The organism is Pseudoalteromonas sp. (genome assembly GCF_018402495.1).
Classification (GTDB): Bacteria; Pseudomonadota; Gammaproteobacteria; order Enterobacterales; family Alteromonadaceae; genus Pseudoalteromonas.
This window is the reverse complement of sequence record NZ_JAGYIU010000004.1, coordinates 293,772-314,750: the sequence shown is the minus strand read 5'-3', so window position 1 is coordinate 314,750 and position 20,979 is coordinate 293,772. Positions and strand designations below refer to the sequence as shown.

Here is a 20,979-nt window from a genome sequence, read left to right as displayed (position 1 = left end):
AACAGTTACAACTTGTATTAGCAAATATATTTGTAAAATATTAAACAGGGTTGTTAAGTGACGAACAAGATACTTATTGTTGAAGACACTCCCACTATTGCGAGAGTTCAGAAGCATATAGCGCAAAAAGCCGGCTACGAGGTTGATATTGCTCAATCATTGGCTGAGACTAAAGAGCTTATCAGTAAGCATCATTACTTTTGCGCGGTGGTCGACTTCATATTACCTGACGCGCCACAAGGTGAAGCGGTGCCCTGTACCATTGCAGCAGATATTCCTACCATAGTGATGACAGGTAATATCGATAAACAAACCCGCGATACCGTCGAAAAATACCCTATTATCGATTATATTATCAAAGGCAATAAACAAGCTTATGAGTATTTAGAAAAGCAGCTTTATCGCCTTCCTCGCAATAAGCAGGTAAAAGTACTGGTTGTTGATGACTCTGCGTCAACACGCCAATATATTTGTAGTTTATTAACACGCCATAAATACCAAATATTACAAGCAGCTGATGGCATAGAGGCACTTAAAGAGCTTGAAAAAACCCCAGATATCTCTGTGATCATTACCGATAAAGAAATGCCTAATATGGGAGGCATTGAACTGTGCAGTGAAGTTAGGCGTCTATATGGTAATGGTGAAAAGGCTATTATAGGTATTTCTGCAGTTACCGCGTCTAATTTGTCCGCTTTATTTCTAAAAAATGGGGCAAACGACTATTTGTATAAACCTTTTAATAGTGAAGAGTTTTACTGCCGGTTAAGTCAAAACGTAGATATGCTGGAACATATAGCCACTATAAAGCGACAAGCGAATACCGATTATTTAACTAAACTCCCTAATCGTCGTTACTTTTTCGAAGAGGCGAACAAATTTTTAAACAATTTCAAAAAGGCACAAATACCGGCCATGTTAGCTATGCTTGATATTGATCATTTTAAAGCGATTAACGATACCTATGGTCATGATACCGGCGATGAAGTCCTCAAAGGGCTTGCGGTATGCTTTAATAAATACTTTGAAAATCAGTTAATCGCTCGTTTAGGGGGAGAAGAATTTGCGGTATTTTTTACTGAGCAGACCGAACAAGAAGCGTTAAAACGACTCGAAAGTTTTAGGCTTTTTATTGAGCTCAATAGCCATGAATTTAGCCACGCAAAGATTAAGTTTACACTGTCGATAGGTTTCAGCTGCAGTACGACCTATCAAATTGACGATCTATTAAAACAATCCGATTTAAAGCTTTACAAGGCCAAAGAATCGGGTCGTAACAGAGTGGTTTAGTTTTTAAACCACACCTGAGGCAACAATAGCTGCTTTTTTGCGTTTACGCGATTGATGAAGTGAATCCCAACTAAAAATAGCCAAGGCACTCCAAATACACGCAAAAGTAATTACCCGTTCAGCATCAAACACCTCACCATAAAAGACCACAGCTAAAATAAACATTAAACTAGGTCCTATATACTGAAAAAACCCTAGTGTTGTATATTGTAAACGCTTAGCCGCGCCAGTAAAACATAGCAATGGTAGCGTAGTCACTATGCCCGCACTCACTAATAATACATTAGTTGACCAATCATTTGCAGGTAAGCTAGACGTTCCTGTTGGCGCCATTAACCACCAATAAGTGAGTGCCACAGGTAATAATATTAATGCCTCAATTAAAATCCCCGGCAATGCATCAACCTGTAGTTTTTTACGTAACAAACCATATAACGCGAAAGACGTCGCTAATGAAAATGCGACAACCGGGAATGAACCAAAACTAATTAACTGTAATAAAACACCTGTAAAGGCTAAGGCAACGGCAGCCCCTTGTAATTTACGTAACCGCTCATTTAAGAACACCATGCCCAGCAAAACGTTTAACAAAGGATTAATATAGTAGCCTAAGCTGGCATCTAGCATATGGTTGTTATTAATAGCCCATATAAACAGCCCCCAGTTAAACCCTAGTAAAGCAGAGGTAATAACTAACATTAAAATAAGCTTAGGCTGGATTAAAATACGTTTTATTTTATCCCAGTAGTTGAACACACTCACTACCACAATAAGAAATACAACAGACCAAATAACACGATGCATTAAAATTTCAAATGCTGACACATGTTGGATCATCTTAAAATAAATGGGTGCAAGTCCCCACATAAAAAAAGCAAGGCAGGCAAAAATAGCGCCCTTTCGCTGCTCAGTATCAATCGGCATAGTAAACACTTGGTGATTTAAAAGGCCGTCAGTTTAACTCCCTCTCACTTTTTAGCCAACTAAATACGTCCCCGTTCCAAAAGCAATTTGTACTGACTGTTCGTTATGTAACTCCATTCTGCATACGCACACTTTATTACCTGAACGAATAAGTGTGGCACTGGCAATAAACACATCCCCTTTACCTGGACGTAAGTAATCGGTACGTAAATCTATGGTGCCGAGTGTCGCTAACTTTGTGTGTACACTGGGCAAGTCAGCGTCGTCGAGCTTACTAATTATACTTGCCGCAGCTAGCATTCCGCCTACGTTGTCGAGTACCGCAGAAATAACACCGCCATGAAGAATTTTTTGCGCCGGATTGCCTATTAATACATCTTGCCATGGAAAGGATATTTTAGCGTGCTCAGTACTGAGTGACTCTACTTCTAGTTTTAAAAACTGGTTAAAAGGCATATTGTTTACAAACAACGCCCCTACTTGGTCAATCAACATTTCTTTATTCATTTTTATTCTCTGTGTATTGAGGTGGTACGATGAGTAAAGCACAGCTAGAAGCCATTGTAACCCCCCGTAAATTTTAGTTTATCATTAGCCATATTGACATCAAGCGATGAAAGCTAAAGACATCTTGATAAAAAACCACTAAAATAGCGCCGATGAATACACACACTCCTTCTCCTAATACGCTAGTGCGTCAACCTGAAACTGTACTCAAACAAGTGTTTGGTTATAGTGAGTTTCGCGATGGTCAACGTGCAGTCATTGATGCCGCAATCAATGGCCAAGACTCGTTAGTATTACTGCCTACCGGTGGCGGTAAATCAGTGTGTTACCAAATACCGGCGTTAGTATTAGAGGGAGTAACGATTGTTATTTCGCCGCTGATCTCTTTAATGCAAGATCAAGTTGCCCAATTACAAGCACTTGACGTAAAAGCGGCCTATATCAATAACAGTTTAGCCCGTGAAGAACAACAATTAGTATATCAACAGCTACATCAAGGGCTGATAAAGCTACTTTATGTCGCTCCCGAAAAAGTGTTACAGCACGATTTTTTAGAACGACTTTCTCATTTAAATGTGAGCTTGTTTGCTATTGATGAAGCTCATTGTGTTTCTCATTGGGGTCACGATTTTAGACCGCATTACTTTAGATTAAATGAGCTTAAGCAGCGCTTTGCACACGTGCCTATGATGGCACTGACGGCCACCGCCGATAAAGCAACTCGCTTTGATATTGTTGAACAATTAAAACTACAACAGCCTTATATTCATACTGGCAGCTTTGACCGCCCTAATATTCGTTACACCATAGAAGAAAAATTTAAACCTATGGTGCAGTTGCTGCGTTACTTAAAAGAACAAAAAAACCAAAGTGGCATTATTTATTGTACCAGCCGTAAGCGCGTTGATGATATCGCTGAAAAACTCGCCGATGCAGGCTTTAATGCTGCCGCTTACCATGCGGGAATGAGTAACGAACATCGTCAGTTTGTGCAAACAGGGTTTGCCCGTGACGACATTCAAATTGTGGTGGCAACCGTTGCCTTTGGTATGGGAATTAACAAGCCTAACGTACGCTTTGTTCTGCATTACGACATTCCAAAAAGTATTGAAGCTTATTATCAAGAAACAGGCCGCGCTGGGCGAGATGGACTGGCTGCAGAAGCCATTATGTATTTTGATCCTGCCGATATAGGCCGAGTTAGGCGCTTTTTTGAAGATATTGACGATGAACAGCGTCGCCGCGTAGAAGAGCAGCGCTTTAGTGCCATGGCCAGCTTTGCTGAAGCGCAAACGTGTCGCCGTCAAATATTATTAAATTACTTTAGTGAATACCAACGCGAACCGTGTGGTAACTGTGACATTTGCTTAAATCCACCTAAAAGTTTTGATGGCACCTTAGTCGCACAGCAAGCACTTTCGTGCGTATATCGCGCGCAGCAGCGTTTTGGATTAGGTTACATTGTGGAGTTATTACGCGGTGCGAATACAAGTCGCATCCGTGATAATAATCATCATGAGCTTAGTACCTACGGCATAGGTAAAGATAAAAGTAGTGAGTTTTGGCTCAGTATTTTACGCCAACTTATTCACCAAGGACTACTAAGCCAAGATATAACCCAAGGCGCTTCGCTACGTTTAACTGAGGCCGCACGGGCTGTTTTAAAAGGTGAATATGCGCTGCAATTGGCTGAGCCTCGTTTACAAGCTAAACATGTTTATCAAGATAAACTAGCGCAGTTTAATTACGATAAAAAACTATTCGCTCGTCTACGTGCCCTACGTAAAGAGTTAGCCGATGCCGACGATGTGCCTCCTTATGTGGTCTTTAACGATAAAACCTTGGCCGAAATGGCGCAGCTAATGCCCACCAACGACAGTGAGTTTTTAAAAGTCTCAGGGGTTGGTTTTACCAAATTAAACAAATATGGCGGTGAGTTTTTAACCGCAATTCGACATTATTTAGCAAAACAATAAGCTCCTATGACCGAACTTGAATACGACCACACACATCAATGTATTATTGTTAAACCGGCAGAGCTGCCGCACGATGAAGATTTTGAATTGTGGGGAACGTTATTTTTGCACAGCGATGAAATTAGCATTAATGAGTATGCCGCTGGGGCAGATCGTCATCAACTACGTTTTAACTATGCAAACCACACATTTAATTTAAATTTTGAGCATTATAGCCAAAGTGTGTGGATTAATGGTGAAGGACAAGATGCCGACAACCTATTGGCAGCGTTAACTTTTTATTTAACTTAAATGCATAGCTAATACCTTATAATCGCTATAAAAACAAAACTAAATCTGTCTTTTACTTACATATCAATAACAATGATGTAAGCTTAGAGTAAGTGTTTTATTTTGCAAAATAGCGCTAAAGAGGGTCAATGTTAAATAGAAAATGGATTGCACGTAGTTGTTTTAGCCTTTCTATTTCGAGTATGTTTATGCTCAGCGTTTGCGCGCAAGAAGCGCCACTAGCCCAAAGCTGCACTAATGACAACTCATCACAAACTCATGAAAGTAACCTACGTCGCCAAATTACGTCTCAAACACCAGCGCTCACAACACAAGGTAACGCCAAAGTTGCCTCTATAACTTTGCAGCAGCTTAATGTATTTAATACTGAAGAGGCCCAGAATAATGCATTGTTTCGGTTTGCTAACCGAGCACACATTCAAACTGAACCTGAAGTAATTAAGCGCATTTTGTTGTTCGAGACAGGTGACACCTTTAATCCAAAAGCCTTGGCTGAATCAGAACGACTACTTCGCAAACAAAACTATTTATATGACGCACAAATAACGGCCACAGAAAACTGCGACGGCAATGTAGATGTAGTTGTTATTACACGTGATTTATGGACTTTATTACCCGAACTTAGCTTTAGTCGCAGCGGAGGCGAAAATAAATCAAGTATAGGCTTTCGTGAGTCTAACTTATTTGGCTGGGGTAAACGGCTATCGTTTTCACGCAAAACCGACAGTGACCGCAATGGCTATTTATTTGTTTACGATGATCCTAATATTTTATCGACGCGCTACAGAGGTCGCCTAGAGTATGCTGACAACAGTGACGGTAAAAGCCATTTAGTTGAACTAACCTATCCATTTTATGCCATAAATACACCTTATAGTTATGGTGCTTTAAGTTACTCAACTCAACGAGAAGAAGCCTTGTATATTAGAGGCGAAAAGTTTAGTGAATTTGAACAGACAACCGATCTAAATCAAGTCTTTTTTGGTCACTCTAAGACGCTTAGCCATAACTGGACACAGCGCCTAACCCTTGGTTACATAGACGAGCAGCAAACATTTAAAAGCATAGATAAAACCACAGTGCCTCTACCTCAAAATAGGCAGCTTAGTTACCCTTATGTAAGTGGCCATTGGTTTGAAGATAATTTTATAAAAGTGCGTAACTTTGACAGCATTCATCGGACCGAGGATTTAAACTTAGGTTGGAATATAAAAGCAACACTAGGCTACTCCGATGAATCAATCAGTAATGACGATAGCCGCGCCATATATTCATTTAACTTCAACAAAGCTCATTTTAGTGGTGAAAACACGCTGTGGCGTTTTCATGCTGATATTCAAGGATATTGGAATACAACGCAAAAACAGCTCGAAAACTTATTTACAACTGGTCAGGTTCAATATTATTTAAATACCAGTATTGATCAGTCTTGGTATATAAAAGCAAGGTTGCAATACGCGAAAAACCTCACAAGCGATAAGCAGCTTACTCTAGGTGGCGAAACGGGCTTGCGCGGCTACCCCATGGAGTTTCAACATGGCGATCGGAGCTTTTTAGTCAGTTTAGAAAAGCGCTATTATTGGGAATATGACTTACTACAGCTGTTCAAAGTAGGCGGTGCTGCTTTTTTAGATGTAGGCCGCGCATGGTATAACAACGACTCGAATACTCAGTATAAAATTGAAAACACACCGGTACTCAAAAATGTCGGCTTAGGTTTACGCCTTGCGCCAAGCCGCGCCAATGCAGGTACTATGATCCATCTTGATATAGCTGCACCGTTAAATAAATATGATGATGTTGACTCAGTACAGTGGTTGCTCAGTGTTAAAAATTCTTTTTAAAATCACTACTGCGCAGTGAACTAAAGCGTTACACTTTGCGCCAATTATTATTGTGAGAATACATTTTGGAATTAATCACTCTTTTAAAGCTTTTAGGCACACAATATAAACTTATCGTCACCGTCGTTGCTCTTTTGAGTTTTCCGTTACTACTAAGATTGACTAAACAATTACTCGAAAAAGCCATTAAAGGTAAAATCGATTTACATCGTAAATATCGCGCTGAGCTGCTCCTAAAAATAATACTCGCTTTTGTGATGTTATGCTTAGTGTTGGTTTTTTGGGGAATAGAGTTGCGCGGTTTATTAGTATTAGGCTCCTCTTTATTTGCTATGTTAGGAGTTGCATTATTTGCCGCTTGGTCATTATTGAGTAACTTAACTGCTTTTTTACTGATGTTTATTCAAAACGACTGCCGCGTAGGCTATTGGGTTAGAATTGTCGATGGGGCCAATGCCATTGAAGGGCGTATTATTGAAATGGGATTGATGAATGTGTTACTCGAGCACGTTGATGGACACAGAGTGATTTACCCTAATAACTTATTTGTTACCCGCCCCGTGTTAGTGCTAAATACGGAGCCTAAACCAACAAAAGCGCCTAAAATTAAACGCATTATTGGCCCAAAACCACGCAGCTAAACAACATGCATTAAAAAACCGCGTTAGTTTAAAACTAAGGCGGTTTTTTATATTTACAGATGCAGTCATACCAATTCTCTTAATTGAGCGAATTGGTATTAATTATTTAGTTCAGCCGTTTTCAGCTCATCATCTAAATCATTAATCTCATCAATAAAGGTTTCTAGCTGCTGCTCTACCAAGCTATTTGCATGTGCAAAATAAGCAATGTGGAATACGGCATCGCCTTCATTTACTAATGGCATGGTTTGTTGGCCAATAATAATACCACTACGAGGCGCAAGTAGCTCAAGCTCAGAGTCACCTAGTGGGCTACTAATATACGCTAATATTTGCCCTTTAGTGACACGTTCACCCAACGAAACTTGCGCTCTTACGATGCCATCAACCTCAGCACGCACCCAGCTAGTGGAGCTTGCAATCACAGGATCTGGTAGCTTTTTAGGGCGCTTGCCACGAATCATTTTTAAATGGCGCATCACATAATCAACACCTTGCACGCCTGCAGCAATCGCAATTGGGTCAAAGCGCAGTGCTTCACCCGCCTCATAAGTAATAACAGGTATACCTAAATTAGCGGCTTCACTGCGTAATGACCCATTACGTAATGACGCATCTATAACCGCAGGCGTACCAAAGGCTTTAGCCATTTGCGCTGTTGCTTCATCGGCTAAATTAGCACGAATTTGCGGTAAGTTAGTACGGTGAATCGCCCCCGTATGCAAATCAATAATATGCGTACAATGCACAGCTACTTGGTTAAAAAACATATACGCCATGCGACCTGCTAATGAACCACGCTCAGACCCCGGAAAACTCCGGTTCATATCACGGCGATCGGGCAAATAACGCGATTTATGAATAAAACCAAATACATTCACAATCGGAACCGCAATTAATGTACCACGCAGCTGATTAGGGTCGATTTTAGCCAGTAACTGGCGCACAACCTCAACCCCATTTAGTTCGTCGCCGTGTATAGCCGCACACACCATCAATACAGGGCCTTCCATTACACCGTTAACCACTTCAATAGGAATATTAAGCGGTGAATGGGTGTAAAGCTTTGCAGCTTCTAGCGCGAGTGTTTTACGTTCACCTACACCAATACTTTCACCTAATAGGGTGAAAGGTCGGTTAATTTTAACCTTTGCCACGAGTTGCGGTTCCTTTACTTGCAGCATTTTTCTCGATGAAATCAATCACCATGCCAGCTATATCTTTGCCTGTTGCCACTTCAATCCCCTCAAGGCCTGGTGATGAGTTTACCTCCATCACCAATGGACCACGAGATGAGCGAAGTAAATCAACACCAGCAACGTTTAAGCCCATAGCCTTTGCTGCAGCAACGGCGGTTTTACGCTCTTCAGGCGTGATACGAACCAGTGTAGCGCTACCACCACGGTGAAGGTTAGAACGAAACTCCCCTTCTTGCGCTTGGCGCTTCATAGCGGCAATAACTTTATCACCGAGAACGAAACAACGAATATCAGCACCACCGGCTTCTTTAATGTATTCTTGTACCATAATGTTGGCTTTTAAACCCATAAACGCTTCAATAACACTTTCAGCTGCTTTTCGCGTTTCTGCAAGTACCACACCAATACCTTGAGTGCCCTCAAGTAACTTAATAACGACCGGTGCACCACCGACCATTTCGAGTAAGTCTTTAACGTCATCTGGCTTGCTAGCAAAGCCGGTTACTGGCATGCCTACGCCTTTGCGTGATAATAGCTGTAATGACCGTAACTTATCGCGCGAACGAGAAATAGCCACAGATTCATTCACTGGGTACACACCCATCATTTCAAATTGACGCAATACTGCACAACCGTAAAATGTTACCGATGCACCAATACGTGGCACAATAGCATCGAAATCTTTTAAATTTTCACCACGATAATGAATTTCAGGTTGTTCTGAATTTATGTTCATATAACAACGTAACGCGTTAATCACTTTTACTTCATGACCTCGTTGCTCAGCCGCTTCAATTAAACGACGCGTTGAATATAAGTTTTTGTTGCGAGATAAAATACCAATTTTCATAGTTAAAACCTTAACTAAATAATGTTGAGCAAGCAGATATAATAATGTTTGCTACTCAACGAATTCTTATAATAAATGTGATAAAGCCGGATCAACGACGATACGATTTTCCATAGCTGTGCGTCCTAATAACATTCTAAACTTCATAGACGCACGACTTGTTAATGTAATTTCTATTGGCCAACTAAATTCGCCTGCATGTAGTGTGGTCTCAATAAAATAACGTAATTGTTTCTGGCCACTTGAGCTGGTGACGTACTTCATCTTTTTAACTTTGGCATTGCAGGTAATTTGCGTTTGCTCGTCTTCTTGCAATGGTTGGGCTGTAAATTTAACCCATTTTTCGCCATCTACTTCGTACTCTTCTATATTAATTGCATGAATACAGGAAGTACGCGCACCAGTATCTATTTTTGCTTTAATTTGCTCGATGCCCAGCTCGGGTAAACTCAACCACTCACGCCAACCAACTGTTATTTTTGTCGTCATAAATGTGCCCTTAGTAAAAAAAGTGTTTTATACGCTACCGCGATTAAAACACCAACAAAATAAATTTATCCACTCGATAAGCCGATTTGATTGACCTTTTGAGTTAAGTCGTTTAACAATGCCCCCTTAACGGATGCACTTAACCATGGGCTAAAAAACAATTTTTTGTTACTTAACTCAATTTAACATACGAAAGTAAAGCTAAATTTTATTTACTTAATTAAATACATTACAGTCAACTATATTAAAAATATACCTTCGATGAGAAATTATTATGATTAACGGCTTACTTCATGCGCTTATTCTTGATGAACAAGGCGGTGCACGCCCAATAGAAAATAGCCAACAATTACATCAATGGCAACCAGCACAAGGGAAGCTTTGGGTACATATGGACTACAGCCAAGCAGAGGCAGTTGATTGGTTAAAAAATTGTGGGCTGTTAAACGACTACGAGCTAGAATCACTCACTGCTGATGAAACACGCCCACGAATAACGCCTACAACTAATGGCCATATGTTATTTTTACGCGGAATTAATTTAAACCCAGCACAAAGCCCTGAAGACATGGTGTCCATTCGGCTATTTATAAATAATGATGTGGTTATCACCACTCGCAAACGCCAATTATTATCTGTACAAGATATTTTGACCTCGTTAAATAATAATGAGGGGCCGTGCAGTATTTCTGAACTTATATGTTCATTAGCGCATAAGCTAACCTCGCGTATGCAAACAGTCATCGATGAATTAGATGAAAGTTTAGATAACTTTGAAGAAGAAATTGATGAGCCCAGTAAAAAGTTTGATAACCAAGGTTTGTCGCAACTTCGCAGGCAAACAATCGCATTAAAGCGCTACTTAAAACCACAAAAAGAAGCACTAAGCAACATGGTTAATAACTATTACCCGTGGCTATTTAACGACGATAAAGCCAAACTAAACGAAACCACCAATTTACTTATTCGTTATTTAGAAGAGCTCGATAGTTCAATTGAGCGCGCACAAGTTATTCAACAAACCATTACAAATCAGGTCTCTGAGCAATTAAATCAGCGTATGTATGTAATGTCGGTAGTGGCTGCTTTGTTTTTACCGCTGGGCTTTTTAACTGGATTATTAGGAGTCAATGTTGGCGGTATACCTGGAACAGAAAGCCCCTATGCATTCACTGCATTTGTGGTGTTTTTAATTATTTTGACTGGTGGGATTGGTATTTACTTTAAAAATAAAAAGTGGCTGTAATTACTGCATAGATCCAACAAGGCACAAAAAAGGCGAACATTGAACGTTCGCCTTTTCCTTTGGTTTACACCTTACTCTTGAAAGTAAGTGCCCCACCCGTCGTATTCTACATCACATTCAACAGCCAGTTGCGCGAGTTTATCAACGTCTTCCATTATCACGTCAACGTCTAACTCAGCTTCAACAACAATGTCAAAACCCCAAATTTTTTCACCGTCTTCAAGTTCAAGTTCTGCTGGCTCTTCCACATCGTAGCCTAGCTTAAACGCAGCTAATGCTGCCTGCTCTAACTTGGCAAAATCTTCACATACAAAATGGTGTTCTACTTCATAAAGTATTTCCGGATCAGACCCATCTTCAAGTAATGAAGTTACGATGTCTTCACTTATTTCACGCCAGTTTTCCATTATTTCTCTCTCACTTGAGCATCTAATTCGGTTATTTTAGCAGCCATAACACAATGAACATCTTTAGCATGTTCACGGGCACTGATATTTTTATCAAGTGCGATGGGCGCTAACATTTCAATGTAAATTGTACCATTATCCCAACGGTTTAGTTTAATGGTTTTGTCGGTTGTGTTCATACATACCGGTACAATAGGCACCTCTGCACTCATTGCCGTATGAAAGGCACCGGTTTTAAAAGGGAGTAAACCACGGCCATAACTACGCGTTCCTTCAGGAAACATCCACACCGACAAACCTTTTTGTTTGATTTTAGCAGCAGCTTTAGAGATTGTCCCGGCGGCTTTTGAACGATTTGATCTATCAATTAAAATATTACCCGACAACCAATATAATTGCCCAAAAAATGGGATCCATTTAAGACTTTTTTTACCCACACTCACACAATTTTTTGGCACCATGGCTGGAATAGTAAATAAATCATAGCTATTTTGATGATTCGCTACATACACCGCAGGGCCAACATGAAGCGCGTCAGGATGATATTTTAGTTCTAATTTAACCCCAAGCATTTTAGCCATTGAGCCAAACCAACTTGCAATAACGTGTACATTATTGGGGTGAAAGGGTCTAAAAATTGATAACAATAAACCAAAAAAACAACTTAATAATATAAACAACAGCATTATTAAAATACGTATAACAGCTAGCAAGTGCGCCTCTCCAATGTAACCACAATTATGTATTGCGTTATTATAACGTTATTTGATGGCGCAGACGAGAAAATAGCGAACAAGCGTGCGCTGAAATAAAACAGTCATAAAAAAACGGCTTACCTAAGTAAGCCGTTGTCTAGTTTAGTCCAAAGGTTAACTTGGCTCTGCGTCTGAGCTTGGCTCATCCACTTGCTGCGGCGTTAACTCTACCACAGCTTCATCAACGCGTTGTAAACCACGAGGTAACTTATTCCCTCTGCGGCCTCGCTCACCGTAATAATGTTCAAGGTCACTTGGCTTGAGAGTTAGCTTACGCTTACCAGCATGCAGCGTAACACTACTGCCTTGGGGCACTACAGCTAATACTTTTACAAACTCTTCGCGCGCTTGTATCTTAGCGCCCGGAATAGAAATTATTTTATTGCCCTTACCCTTACCTAACTTAGGTAAATCACGTAGTGGGAATAACAACATCCGCCCTTCGTTAGAAATCGCCATACAGTAATCACTGGCTACGTCATTAACGCGAATTGGTGATAACAACACCCCACCTTTTGGTACACTCACCAAAGCTTTACCGTTTTTATTTTTACTTACTAAGTCTTTAAAATCAGTAATAAAGCCATAACCGGCGTCGGAGGCCATTAGCAGTACTTGAGCGTCTTCACCCATAACTACATGCTCAAAGCTTGCGCCTGAGGTTAAGTTAAAGCGTCCTGTCATCGGCTCGCCTTGGCTTCGCGCTGAAGGTAAGCTGTGGGCATCGGTCGCAAATGCGCGCCCTGCTGAGTCTAAAAATACCGCAGGTTGATTGCTTTTACCTCGCGCGGATGCTCTATAACCATCACCGGCGCGGTAATTTAACCCTTCTACATCTAAGTCATGACCCTTACCTACACGAGCCCAACCTTTATCAGATAGAACAACAGTCACCGACTCTGAAGGAATTAAGTCTTTTTCGCTCAGTGCTTTGGCTTCTACGCGTTCAATTACAGGCGAGCGACGATCGTCACCATACATTTCTGCGGCTTCTTGAATTTCTTTTTTAAGCAACGTCGACATGCGACGGTCTGAGCTTAATGTTTGCTCTAGTTTGTCACGCTCTTTGGCTAATTCATCTTGCTCACCACGAATTTTAAACTCTTCAAGTTTTGCTAAATGACGAAGTTTTAATTCTAAAATAGCTTCTGCTTGAATATCAGTTAACTCAAAGCGTTCCATTAATAATGGTTTAGGCTTGTCTTCAGAGCGGATAATTTCTATGACTTCGTCAATATTTAAAAAGGCAGCAAGTAAGCCCTCTAAAATATGTAACCGTGCGAGTACCTTATCAAGCCGGTATTGCAAACGACGACGCACTGTTTCACGTCTAAAAGTCAGCCATTCAGTTAAAATGCCACGTAGGTCTTTAACCTGCGGGCGACCATCTAAGCCCAACATATTTAGGTTTACGCGATAATTTTTTTCAAGGTCAGTGGTTGCAAATAAGTGCGCCATTAATGGCTCAGCTTTAATTCGATTTGAACGCGGCACAATCACAATACGGGTTGGATTTTCATGATCAGACTCATCACGTAAATCAGCCACCATTGGCAACTTTTTAGCGTTCATTTGCGCTGCTATTTGCTCAAGTACTTTTGCACCCGAACATTGATGCGGCAAGGCTGTAATAACAATATCGCCCTGCTCTTCACAATACACTGCGCGCATTTTAATTGAGCCACGACCGGTTTTATAAATTTTGTGAATATCAGCTTTAGGCGTAATTATTTCAGCATCGGTTGGGTAATCTGGCGCATGAACGAGCTCAAGTAACTCTTCGAGTTCTGTTTTTGGTTTATCAAGTAATAAACAACACGCACTGGCGACTTCACGCACGTTATGCGGCGGAATATCGGTGGCCATACCGACCGCAATCCCTGTTACACCATTGAGTAATATATGTGGCAAGCGCGAGGGGAGAACTAAAGGTTCATCCATGGTGCCATCAAAATTTGGCGTCCAATCAACAGTCCCTTGCCCTAATTCTTTAAGTAATACCTCAGAGAATTTAGATAAACGCGCTTCAGTATAACGCATTGCCGCAAACGATTTAGGATCATCAGCTGCCCCCCAGTTACCTTGACCATCTACCAAAGGATAGCGATAAGAGAACGGCTGCGCCATTAATACCATGGCTTCATAACAGGCACTATCACCATGAGGGTGGTATTTACCTAATACGTCACCCACGGTACGAGCTGACTTTTTATATTTGGCATTTGCCGATAACCCCAATTCACTCATCGCATAAATAATACGACGTTGCACTGGTTTTAGGCCGTCACCAACATGCGGTAAAGCACGATCCATGATCACGTACATTGAATAATTTAAATAGGCGTCTTCAGTAAAACGCCCCATTGTTTGTTGTTCAATTCCTTGCATTAGCAAGGTATCTGTATCACTCATTAAAGCTTACCTAGTTTTTCTTATAGCTTACGCGGTAAATTACGTTAGCGTAATCATCGCTTACCAATAGACTGCCATCATTCAATTGTGTAAGTACAACGGGGCGTCCAAATGTAGTTTCGTTTTGCATTAAACTTGTGCTTTGTTACCGTGATCTTCTAACCATTGACGACGATCTGATGAACGTTTTTTAGCAAGTAACATATCCATCATTTCCATTGTTTGCTCTTCTTCATCAAGTGTAAGCTGCACTAAACGACGGGTATTCGGATCCATAGTTGTTTCACGCAATTGTAGCGGGTTCATTTCACCCAAGCCTTTAAAGCGTTGCACATTGACCTTACCGCGTTTTTTCTCTGCTTCTATACGCGCTAATATGCCGGTTTTTTCGTCTTCATCAAGCGCGTAGTAAACATCTTTACCAATATCAATTCTAAACAATGGTGGCATAGCAACATATACATGCCCCGTTTTTACCAACTGTGGGAAGTGGCGCACAAATAAGGCACACAATAAAGTGGCAATATGCAATCCATCCGAGTCAGCATCCGCTAATATACATATTTTATTGTAACGTAGTCCTGATAAATCTGTTGAGTCGGGATCAATACCCAATGCCACTGAAATATCATGCACTTCTTGAGAGGCTAAAATTTGTCCTGATTCTACTTCCCAAGTATTTAAAATTTTACCTCTTAGTGGCATGATAGCTTGGAACTCACGATCTCGCGCTTGCTTTGCCGAGCCGCCTGCTGAATCACCCTCTACTAAAAACAATTCCGTGCGGTCATTATCAGCAGCACTACAATCGGTCAGTTTGCCTGGTAATGCAGGGCCTGAAGTAACACGTTTACGAACTACTTTTTTAGCCGCACGTAAGCGTCGCTGCGCATTTGAAATACATAATTCAGAAAGTAGCTCTGCGGTGTCAGTGTGCTCATTTAGCCACAAACTAAAGGCATCTTTTACGACACCCGATACAAACGCAGCACATGAACGTGATGAGAGTTTTTCTTTGGTTTGGCCTGCAAATTGTGGGTCTTGCATTTTTACCGACAACACATAACTACAACGTTCCCAAATATCATCTGGGGTAAGCTTTACGCCACGTGGTAATAAATTTCTAAACTCACAAAATTCACGCATAGCCTCTAAAAGCCCTTGGCGTAGGCCATTTACATGGGTGCCCCCTTGCGCGGTAGGAATTAAGTTTACATAACTTTCGGCTATCGACTCACCACCTTCTGGCATCCATACTACCGCCCAATCAGCGCCTTCAATAGAACTAGAAAACTCTCCAACAAATGGGTCTTTAGGTAGTATTTCGTAGCCTTTAACTGCCTCTACTAAGTAATCTTTTAAGCCGGTTTCATAAAACCACTCTTGGGTTTCTTTAGTTTGTTTATTTACAAACTTAATACGCAGCCCTGGGCATAAAACCGCTTTGGCTTTTAATAAATGGTTAAGCTTAGTCAATGAGAAGTTAGCTGAGTCAAAATAGCGGGTATCTGGCCAAAAACGCACAGTCGTACCGGTGTTGCGTTTACCCACTGAGCCAATCACATTTAAATCTTCAACCTTATCGCCATGCTCAAAAGCCATTCTAAATTGCTGTGCATCACGGCGAACCGTTACTTCCACGCGGGTAGATAGCGCATTAACAACCGAGATACCTACGCCATGCAAACCGCCAGAAAACTGGTAATTTTTATTTGAAAACTTACCACCTGCGTGTAATTTGGTAAATATGAGTTCAACCCCAGGAATACCTTCTTCAGGGTGAATATCTATCGGCATCCCCCGACCATCATCGCTCACTTCAAATGAGTTATCTTCATGTAAAATGACATCAATACGCGTCGCATGCCCGGCCATTGCTTCATCAACACTGTTATCAATAACCTCTTGGCCTAAATGATTGGGGCGCGATGTGTCTGTATACATGCCTGGGCGGCGTTTTACCGGCTCTAATCCATTAAGTACTTCAATGGCTTCGGCGTTATAATTTTGTTGAGTCATAGTTTTTATCTTTATATACGCTAATATCTGATTTTAAGAAAATCGACAATGCTTGAAAAAGCTCGCTCAAAGCCATTAAAGCTATGATCGCCGCCAAATTCAATTAACTGTTTACATTGTGAGTAATACTTTATTGCGTGCTGAAAATTTAACACTTCATCCCCTGTTTGCTGTAATAAATACAACAGCTCAGGGTGTTTTAACTCTGTCACCGTTAATGCTTTTAACGCATCTATATGACGAGATTGTAATTGGTAATTATAATCTTGATACGGATTATAATTAGGCCCAAGTATAGGCTCTAATAATGTATATGGGGCAACGGCAGGATTAATTACCACCGCAGGAATTTGATAACGCTGCGATAAATACGTGGCAAAAAAACCACCTAACGAGCTGCCCAGTAACACCGTATTCGGCGTTATTAGTTGTTCAAGCGCTAAAATTGCCTCTATCGGTTCATGATTTAAGCGCGGCACACAATAATCAACATCATAGTGTGCCATAAGCTCACCAAAGCGCACAGCTTTATATGATTTTTCAGAGCTATTAAAACCATGAATATAAATTACTCGTTTAACCATACCACGTCCGTACGTATATGCACCTGTTGTTGTTTAGCGTTTAAATACAGCATACGATAAGCTGCCCCCTTGTCCTCTTGCTGCCAGCTAGCAGTGTGCTTTGTAAATTGTACGCAGCTGGCCGGTGTCGCGTAAATATCAAGCTCTCTAAATTGCTGTTGATAATCGTTATGAACATGACCATGAAACAGCGCATCAACGCGACCATTATTAACTAATAAATTTAATAGCTGCGGCCCATTTTCTAGCATGTGTTTATCTAGGTAGCCATTAATAGGCAATGGGTTATGATGGCAAAATACAATATGACGATTATCTGAATCGACTAAACACGCCATAATTTCATCTAAATGCGAGGGCATTACCCACCCAGCAGGCGTATTTCCTTTAGAGTTAAGTAATAAAAGCTCAATTCCTTGCGCCACAATATGTTTAGCGCGTTGTATTTGCCCACCACTAATTAAATTGAGCTGCTCAATTTCATCATGATTACCAGGCACCCAAAACACTGGGCAACTGAGTTCACTATTATGGATCAATTCAGCAAATAACAAATAGGAATTAAAACTGTGATCTTGGGTTAAATCACCACCAAATATCAAGGCATCAGGTTTTTTTTTTGCTATATCGGTGAGCGCCTTTGCAAAATATTCAGCGGTGTTAACCCCAAAATATTCGCCCTGTTTATCACTAAAAAGATGACAATCCGTTACATGGGCTATACGCAGCTGAGTTTGCTCAAAATAATACGTGTCATCAAACCAAGCCATTATTTATATCCCAATTAACTGTTGATTGGCCTCGCTCTATACAAGCGACTAACCAGTCATATAAAAAAGCATTTAATTGATATTTTTCATCTTTTTGATGCATTTTAGGATTAGGATAACCATAAGAAGGTTTGATACGTTGGTGGTAATCATGATGAACAATTTCGGCTACCTTAGCATCATTATATAAGCGCACAGTTAAATACAAAGGCGCAATACCACTTAGCATTGCTGATAACTGTTTAATAGATACATCAAGGGTGTACTTAGCACTGTTATCAATGCTGATGGCAAATTCACTGTGGCCTAATTTGATTTCTCTAACACTACCAATCGCTCGTTCATGAGGTAGTAATTTTAAAAGGCGTACGTAATTATGCTCACAAAGTGTTAAATACTTTGGAAGGCTTTGAATGTATCGATTTGTGGTTAAAAGTGCTGTCAAAATACCGCCGTTACTATTAAAAATTAAAAACTATGCCCACTTATTACGTATTTTATCGCGATTTAGTGCTAACCATTGCAAGCAAATTACCGTAGCAGCATTATCTATTTCACCATTATTAAGTCGTTCAAATGCTTCATCTAAATCCATAATATGGGTTTTAATATCTTCACCTTCGGTTTCAAGCCCATAAATACCGGTGGCTATTTGGCTTAGATCTGCCCGGGCTAAATATAGATATAAGCGCTCTGTCGTGCCTCCTGGGCTTGAAAGGTAAGACAACATAAATTCAAGTTCTGTTAAATTAAGTCCCGCTTCTTCAAACGCTTCTTTTTTAACAACCGATTCATAATCATCACTGCTATCAGTCATACCCGCTATACATTCTAACAGCCAAGGCGAATGTTTGCTTTTAATTGCGCCAATTCGAATTTGTTCGATTAGCAGAACTTGCTCCGTCACCGGATCATAAGGCAATACTGCGACCGCATCACCGCGCTCAAGAATTTCACGACGAATAACCTCAGATTCTCCACCCGCAAACAGCGCATGCTTAAATTGATAAAGGTTTATTTTAAAAAAACCATCATACAAGTTTTCAATCGGCTTTAAGCTCACATCGTCATGAGTAAATTTAATACGACTTTTGTTAATCATCTATTTTCCTTTTTTAAATGCGCAAATACATCAACGCCATTATAGATATATATTCTGTTACACTTGAAAAAGTTGTTTTACTAATTTTTTTTTTAGTTATTAAGTAAAACAGGTTAACATGCCTGTAGTACAAAAATTGTCTAAGGACCGAACATCACATGAAAAAGAACATCCTTGCAGCACTGGTTAGTTTATCATGCGCATTGGGCTCAACCGTAGCCAATGCAGAAGATTTACTTCAAGTTTTTGAAATCGCAACCGCTAACGACCCGACAGTATTAAAAGCAAAAGCCCAAGCTGATGCACAATCTTACCAAAGTGATCGTGCCATGAGCGCACTATTACCACAAATTGGCTTGAGCATGGGTTATGAAAAAAGCGACTCAACCTCTTTTCAAAGTGTTGGCGATTTATCAAACCAAGTTCAAGTAGAAAGCGACACAGATCAATTCACACGTGGTGTTAGCTTAAGCCAAACCTTATTTGATTTAGGCGCATGGAATTCATTAGGTATAGCCGACAAACAAGCACTTCAAGCTAGCGGCCAATATGACTTTGCTAAACAAGATTTAATAGTCCGTGTAGCCGAAGGCTATTTTAACGTATTAAGTGCCATTGATAACCTAGAGTTTGTAAACGCAGAAAAACGTGCCATTGAGCGTCAACTTGAACAAACGAAACAACGCTACGCCGTTGGCTTAACCGCTATCACTGATGTGCACGAAGCACAAGCGCAATTTGATAATTCAGTAGCACAAGAAATCATTGCTAATAATGCGGTAGAAACAGCCCGTGAGCAACTACGTGAGATCACCGGTAAATACCATGCAAAGCTAGATATGTTAAACACCGAAACATTTTCTACTGTTAAGCCAAGTACGCCTGCAACTGATTTAGTTAAAATAGCGAAAGACAAAAACTTAAATCTGCAAGTGTCTAAAATCACCGTTGATATAGCTAAAGAGCAAATTGAGCTTGCCAAAGCGGGGCATTATCCAAAACTAACCTTAAATGCTAGCTATGGGGATTCATTAACAGACCGTAAAACAAATGGTGTGAGTTTTGACAGCCAACCTCGTTCAGACTCAAGCTCTGTTGGGCTTAACTTTAGCGTACCACTTTACTCAGGTGGAGCGACTGTAGCTGCAACGGATCAAGCACGTGCATTTTATGTTGCTGCAAGCCAAGACTTTGAAACTAATTATCGCGCAGTAACTCGCTCAGTTATTACTTCTTATAATCAAGTGGTCTCTGACATTGCCACCTTTAAAGCGCTCGAACAAGCGGTTGTTTCAGCTCAAAGTGCGCTCAAAGCCACAGAAGCAGGTTTTGAAGTGGGTACACGTACCATTGTTGATGTGCTCGTAAGTACGCAAAACTTATACAATGCAAAGCGTAATCTAGCTGATGTGCGCTACCGTTATGTTTTGTCAACGCTTCGCCTAAAACAAGCAACAGGCACATTAAGCCGCGACGATTTAGTGGCTATAAATCAAGGGTTAAACACCGTAAACTAAGCAACCACATTATTAGTGTAAAATTATAAAAGCCAGATTCTTTCTGGCTTTTTGTATTTTTAAGCGCATAACGTTAAACTAGGGTCTGTTGACCTTTCAAGGTTAAATTTGCAGCAGCCTGTTTGGTATTTAGGCAAGGCAGAGCTTATGTGGTGT

Annotated in this window: 20 protein-coding genes and 1 pseudogene; 7 read left to right on the top strand and 14 right to left on the bottom strand. The window is 40.5% G+C overall.

Annotated elements, in window-relative coordinates; genetic code table 11:
• Positions 1–57 precede the first annotated feature (57 nt).
• Positions 58–1,290 (top strand): diguanylate cyclase, encoded by a 1,233-nt coding sequence (locus tag KG708_RS13795; protein ID WP_213610667.1) that lies wholly within the window; start codon positions 58–60, stop codon positions 1,288–1,290.
• 3 nt (positions 1,291–1,293) lie between these two features.
• On the opposite strand, the gene rarD is transcribed toward KG708_RS13795, so the two are convergent.
• Positions 1,294–2,214, bottom strand: coding sequence for an EamA family transporter RarD (gene rarD / locus KG708_RS13790; RefSeq protein WP_213610666.1), 921 nt, complete (start codon positions 2,212–2,214; stop codon positions 1,294–1,296).
• Between the two features lie 51 nt (positions 2,215–2,265).
• Complete coding sequence (locus KG708_RS13785) at positions 2,266–2,721, bottom strand: thioesterase family protein (RefSeq protein WP_213610663.1); 456 nt, start codon at positions 2,719–2,721, stop codon at positions 2,266–2,268.
• A 152-nt stretch (positions 2,722–2,873) separates the two neighbouring features.
• Here KG708_RS13785 and recQ point away from each other — a divergent pair, with 152 nt between their 5' ends.
• The 4 genes from recQ (at position 2,874) to KG708_RS13765 (ending at position 7,473) form a co-directional block, all read left to right on the top strand.
• The gene (gene recQ, locus KG708_RS13780; RefSeq protein WP_213610662.1) at positions 2,874–4,697 is read left to right on the top strand and encodes a DNA helicase RecQ; all 1,824 of its coding nucleotides are present in this window, start codon (positions 2,874–2,876) and stop codon (positions 4,695–4,697) included.
• A gap of 6 nt (positions 4,698–4,703) precedes the next feature.
• The gene (locus KG708_RS13775) at positions 4,704–4,988 is read left to right on the top strand and encodes a DUF3630 family protein (RefSeq protein WP_213610660.1); all 285 of its coding nucleotides are present in this window, start codon (positions 4,704–4,706) and stop codon (positions 4,986–4,988) included.
• 128 nt (positions 4,989–5,116) lie between these two features.
• The gene (locus KG708_RS13770; protein ID WP_213610658.1) at positions 5,117–6,832 is read left to right on the top strand and encodes a POTRA domain-containing protein; all 1,716 of its coding nucleotides are present in this window, start codon (positions 5,117–5,119) and stop codon (positions 6,830–6,832) included.
• A 65-nt stretch (positions 6,833–6,897) separates the two neighbouring features.
• The gene (locus KG708_RS13765) at positions 6,898–7,473 is read left to right on the top strand and encodes a mechanosensitive ion channel domain-containing protein (RefSeq protein ID WP_213610656.1); all 576 of its coding nucleotides are present in this window, start codon (positions 6,898–6,900) and stop codon (positions 7,471–7,473) included.
• Between the two features lie 98 nt (positions 7,474–7,571).
• Here KG708_RS13765 and KG708_RS13760 read toward each other — a convergent pair whose 3' ends face one another.
• The 3 genes from KG708_RS13760 to KG708_RS13750 all read right to left on the bottom strand — a co-directional run bounded on the left by KG708_RS13760 (position 7,572) and on the right by KG708_RS13750 (position 10,011).
• Positions 7,572–8,630, bottom strand: coding sequence for a succinylglutamate desuccinylase/aspartoacylase family protein (locus KG708_RS13760; RefSeq protein WP_213610654.1), 1,059 nt, complete (start codon positions 8,628–8,630; stop codon positions 7,572–7,574).
• Positions 8,617–9,522 (bottom strand): 30S ribosomal protein S6--L-glutamate ligase, encoded by a 906-nt coding sequence (gene rimK, locus KG708_RS13755; protein WP_213610652.1) that lies wholly within the window; start codon positions 9,520–9,522, stop codon positions 8,617–8,619. Before rimK ends, KG708_RS13760 begins: the two co-directional genes overlap by 14 nt.
• Before the next feature lie 66 nt (positions 9,523–9,588).
• On the bottom strand, positions 9,589–10,011 hold the full coding sequence (locus KG708_RS13750) for an ATP-dependent zinc protease (RefSeq protein WP_213610650.1): 423 nt from the start codon (positions 10,009–10,011) through the stop codon (positions 9,589–9,591).
• A gap of 274 nt (positions 10,012–10,285) precedes the next feature.
• On the opposite strand from KG708_RS13750, the gene KG708_RS13745 reads away from it, so the two are divergent.
• Positions 10,286–11,257: a zinc transporter ZntB gene (locus KG708_RS13745; protein WP_213610648.1), complete on the top strand. Its 972-nt coding sequence runs from the start codon at positions 10,286–10,288 to the stop codon at positions 11,255–11,257.
• Between the two features lie 71 nt (positions 11,258–11,328).
• Here the strand turns inward: KG708_RS13745 and rraB are convergent, their stop codons facing one another.
• The 9 genes and pseudogenes from rraB to KG708_RS13705 all read right to left on the bottom strand — a co-directional run bounded on the left by rraB (position 11,329) and on the right by KG708_RS13705 (position 19,306).
• Positions 11,329–11,664 (bottom strand): ribonuclease E inhibitor RraB, encoded by a 336-nt coding sequence (rraB, locus tag KG708_RS13740; RefSeq protein WP_213610646.1) that lies wholly within the window; start codon positions 11,662–11,664, stop codon positions 11,329–11,331.
• Positions 11,664–12,377, bottom strand: coding sequence for a 1-acylglycerol-3-phosphate O-acyltransferase (locus tag KG708_RS13735; protein ID WP_213610644.1), 714 nt, complete (start codon positions 12,375–12,377; stop codon positions 11,664–11,666). The genes rraB and KG708_RS13735 overlap by 1 nt, the downstream gene beginning before the upstream one ends.
• Before the next feature lie 156 nt (positions 12,378–12,533).
• Positions 12,534–14,831: a DNA topoisomerase IV subunit A gene (gene parC / locus KG708_RS13730; protein WP_213610642.1), complete on the bottom strand. Its 2,298-nt coding sequence runs from the start codon at positions 14,829–14,831 to the stop codon at positions 12,534–12,536.
• 10 nt (positions 14,832–14,841) lie between these two features.
• A pseudogene (locus tag KG708_RS17705) lies at positions 14,842–14,961 on the bottom strand (sorbosone dehydrogenase family protein); the annotation flags it as partial.
• On the bottom strand, positions 14,961–16,850 hold the full coding sequence (parE, locus tag KG708_RS13725; RefSeq protein ID WP_213610640.1) for a DNA topoisomerase IV subunit B: 1,890 nt from the start codon (positions 16,848–16,850) through the stop codon (positions 14,961–14,963). The pseudogene KG708_RS17705 and the gene parE, both read right to left, overlap by 1 nt.
• Positions 16,851–16,870: 20 nt before the next feature.
• The gene (locus KG708_RS13720) at positions 16,871–17,434 is read right to left on the bottom strand and encodes a YqiA/YcfP family alpha/beta fold hydrolase (RefSeq protein ID WP_213610638.1); all 564 of its coding nucleotides are present in this window, start codon (positions 17,432–17,434) and stop codon (positions 16,871–16,873) included.
• Positions 17,419–18,204 (bottom strand): metallophosphoesterase, encoded by a 786-nt coding sequence (locus KG708_RS13715; protein WP_213610636.1) that lies wholly within the window; start codon positions 18,202–18,204, stop codon positions 17,419–17,421. The genes KG708_RS13720 and KG708_RS13715 overlap by 16 nt, the downstream gene beginning before the upstream one ends.
• Positions 18,191–18,649: a DUF1249 domain-containing protein gene (locus KG708_RS13710; RefSeq protein WP_213610634.1), complete on the bottom strand. Its 459-nt coding sequence runs from the start codon at positions 18,647–18,649 to the stop codon at positions 18,191–18,193. Before KG708_RS13710 ends, KG708_RS13715 begins: the two co-directional genes overlap by 14 nt.
• Before the next feature lie 30 nt (positions 18,650–18,679).
• Positions 18,680–19,306: an NUDIX domain-containing protein gene (locus KG708_RS13705; RefSeq protein WP_213610632.1), complete on the bottom strand. Its 627-nt coding sequence runs from the start codon at positions 19,304–19,306 to the stop codon at positions 18,680–18,682.
• Between the two features lie 158 nt (positions 19,307–19,464).
• Between KG708_RS13705 and tolC the strand changes: the two genes are divergently transcribed.
• On the top strand, positions 19,465–20,823 hold the full coding sequence (gene tolC, locus KG708_RS13700; protein WP_213610630.1) for an outer membrane channel protein TolC: 1,359 nt from the start codon (positions 19,465–19,467) through the stop codon (positions 20,821–20,823).
• Positions 20,824–20,979 lie beyond the last annotated feature (156 nt).

What these genes read in the sequence shown, in the direction of transcription:
- rarD (WP_213610666.1), bottom strand. Translation starts at nt 2,214, where the DNA reads ATGCCGATTGATACTGAGCAGCGAAAGGGCGCTATTTTTGCCTGCCTT.
- KG708_RS13785 (WP_213610663.1), bottom strand. Translation starts at nt 2,721, where the DNA reads ATGAATAAAGAAATGTTGATTGACCAAGTAGGGGCGTTGTTTGTAAAC.
- recQ (WP_213610662.1), top strand. Translation starts at nt 2,874, where the DNA reads ATGAATACACACACTCCTTCTCCTAATACGCTAGTGCGTCAACCTGAA.
- KG708_RS13775 (WP_213610660.1), top strand. Translation starts at nt 4,704, where the DNA reads ATGACCGAACTTGAATACGACCACACACATCAATGTATTATTGTTAAA.
- KG708_RS13770 (WP_213610658.1), top strand. Translation starts at nt 5,117, where the DNA reads ATGTTAAATAGAAAATGGATTGCACGTAGTTGTTTTAGCCTTTCTATT.
- rimK (WP_213610652.1), bottom strand. Translation starts at nt 9,522, where the DNA reads ATGAAAATTGGTATTTTATCTCGCAACAAAAACTTATATTCAACGCGT.
- KG708_RS13750 (WP_213610650.1), bottom strand. Translation starts at nt 10,011, where the DNA reads ATGACGACAAAAATAACAGTTGGTTGGCGTGAGTGGTTGAGTTTACCC.
- KG708_RS13745 (WP_213610648.1), top strand. Translation starts at nt 10,286, where the DNA reads ATGATTAACGGCTTACTTCATGCGCTTATTCTTGATGAACAAGGCGGT.
- rraB (WP_213610646.1), bottom strand. Translation starts at nt 11,664, where the DNA reads ATGGAAAACTGGCGTGAAATAAGTGAAGACATCGTAACTTCATTACTT.
- parC (WP_213610642.1), bottom strand. Translation starts at nt 14,831, where the DNA reads ATGAGTGATACAGATACCTTGCTAATGCAAGGAATTGAACAACAAACA.
- parE (WP_213610640.1), bottom strand. Translation starts at nt 16,850, where the DNA reads ATGACTCAACAAAATTATAACGCCGAAGCCATTGAAGTACTTAATGGA.
- KG708_RS13720 (WP_213610638.1), bottom strand. Translation starts at nt 17,434, where the DNA reads ATGGTTAAACGAGTAATTTATATTCATGGTTTTAATAGCTCTGAAAAA.
- KG708_RS13715 (WP_213610636.1), bottom strand. Translation starts at nt 18,204, where the DNA reads ATGGCTTGGTTTGATGACACGTATTATTTTGAGCAAACTCAGCTGCGT.
- KG708_RS13705 (WP_213610632.1), bottom strand. Translation starts at nt 19,306, where the DNA reads ATGATTAACAAAAGTCGTATTAAATTTACTCATGACGATGTGAGCTTA.
- tolC (WP_213610630.1), top strand. Translation starts at nt 19,465, where the DNA reads ATGAAAAAGAACATCCTTGCAGCACTGGTTAGTTTATCATGCGCATTG.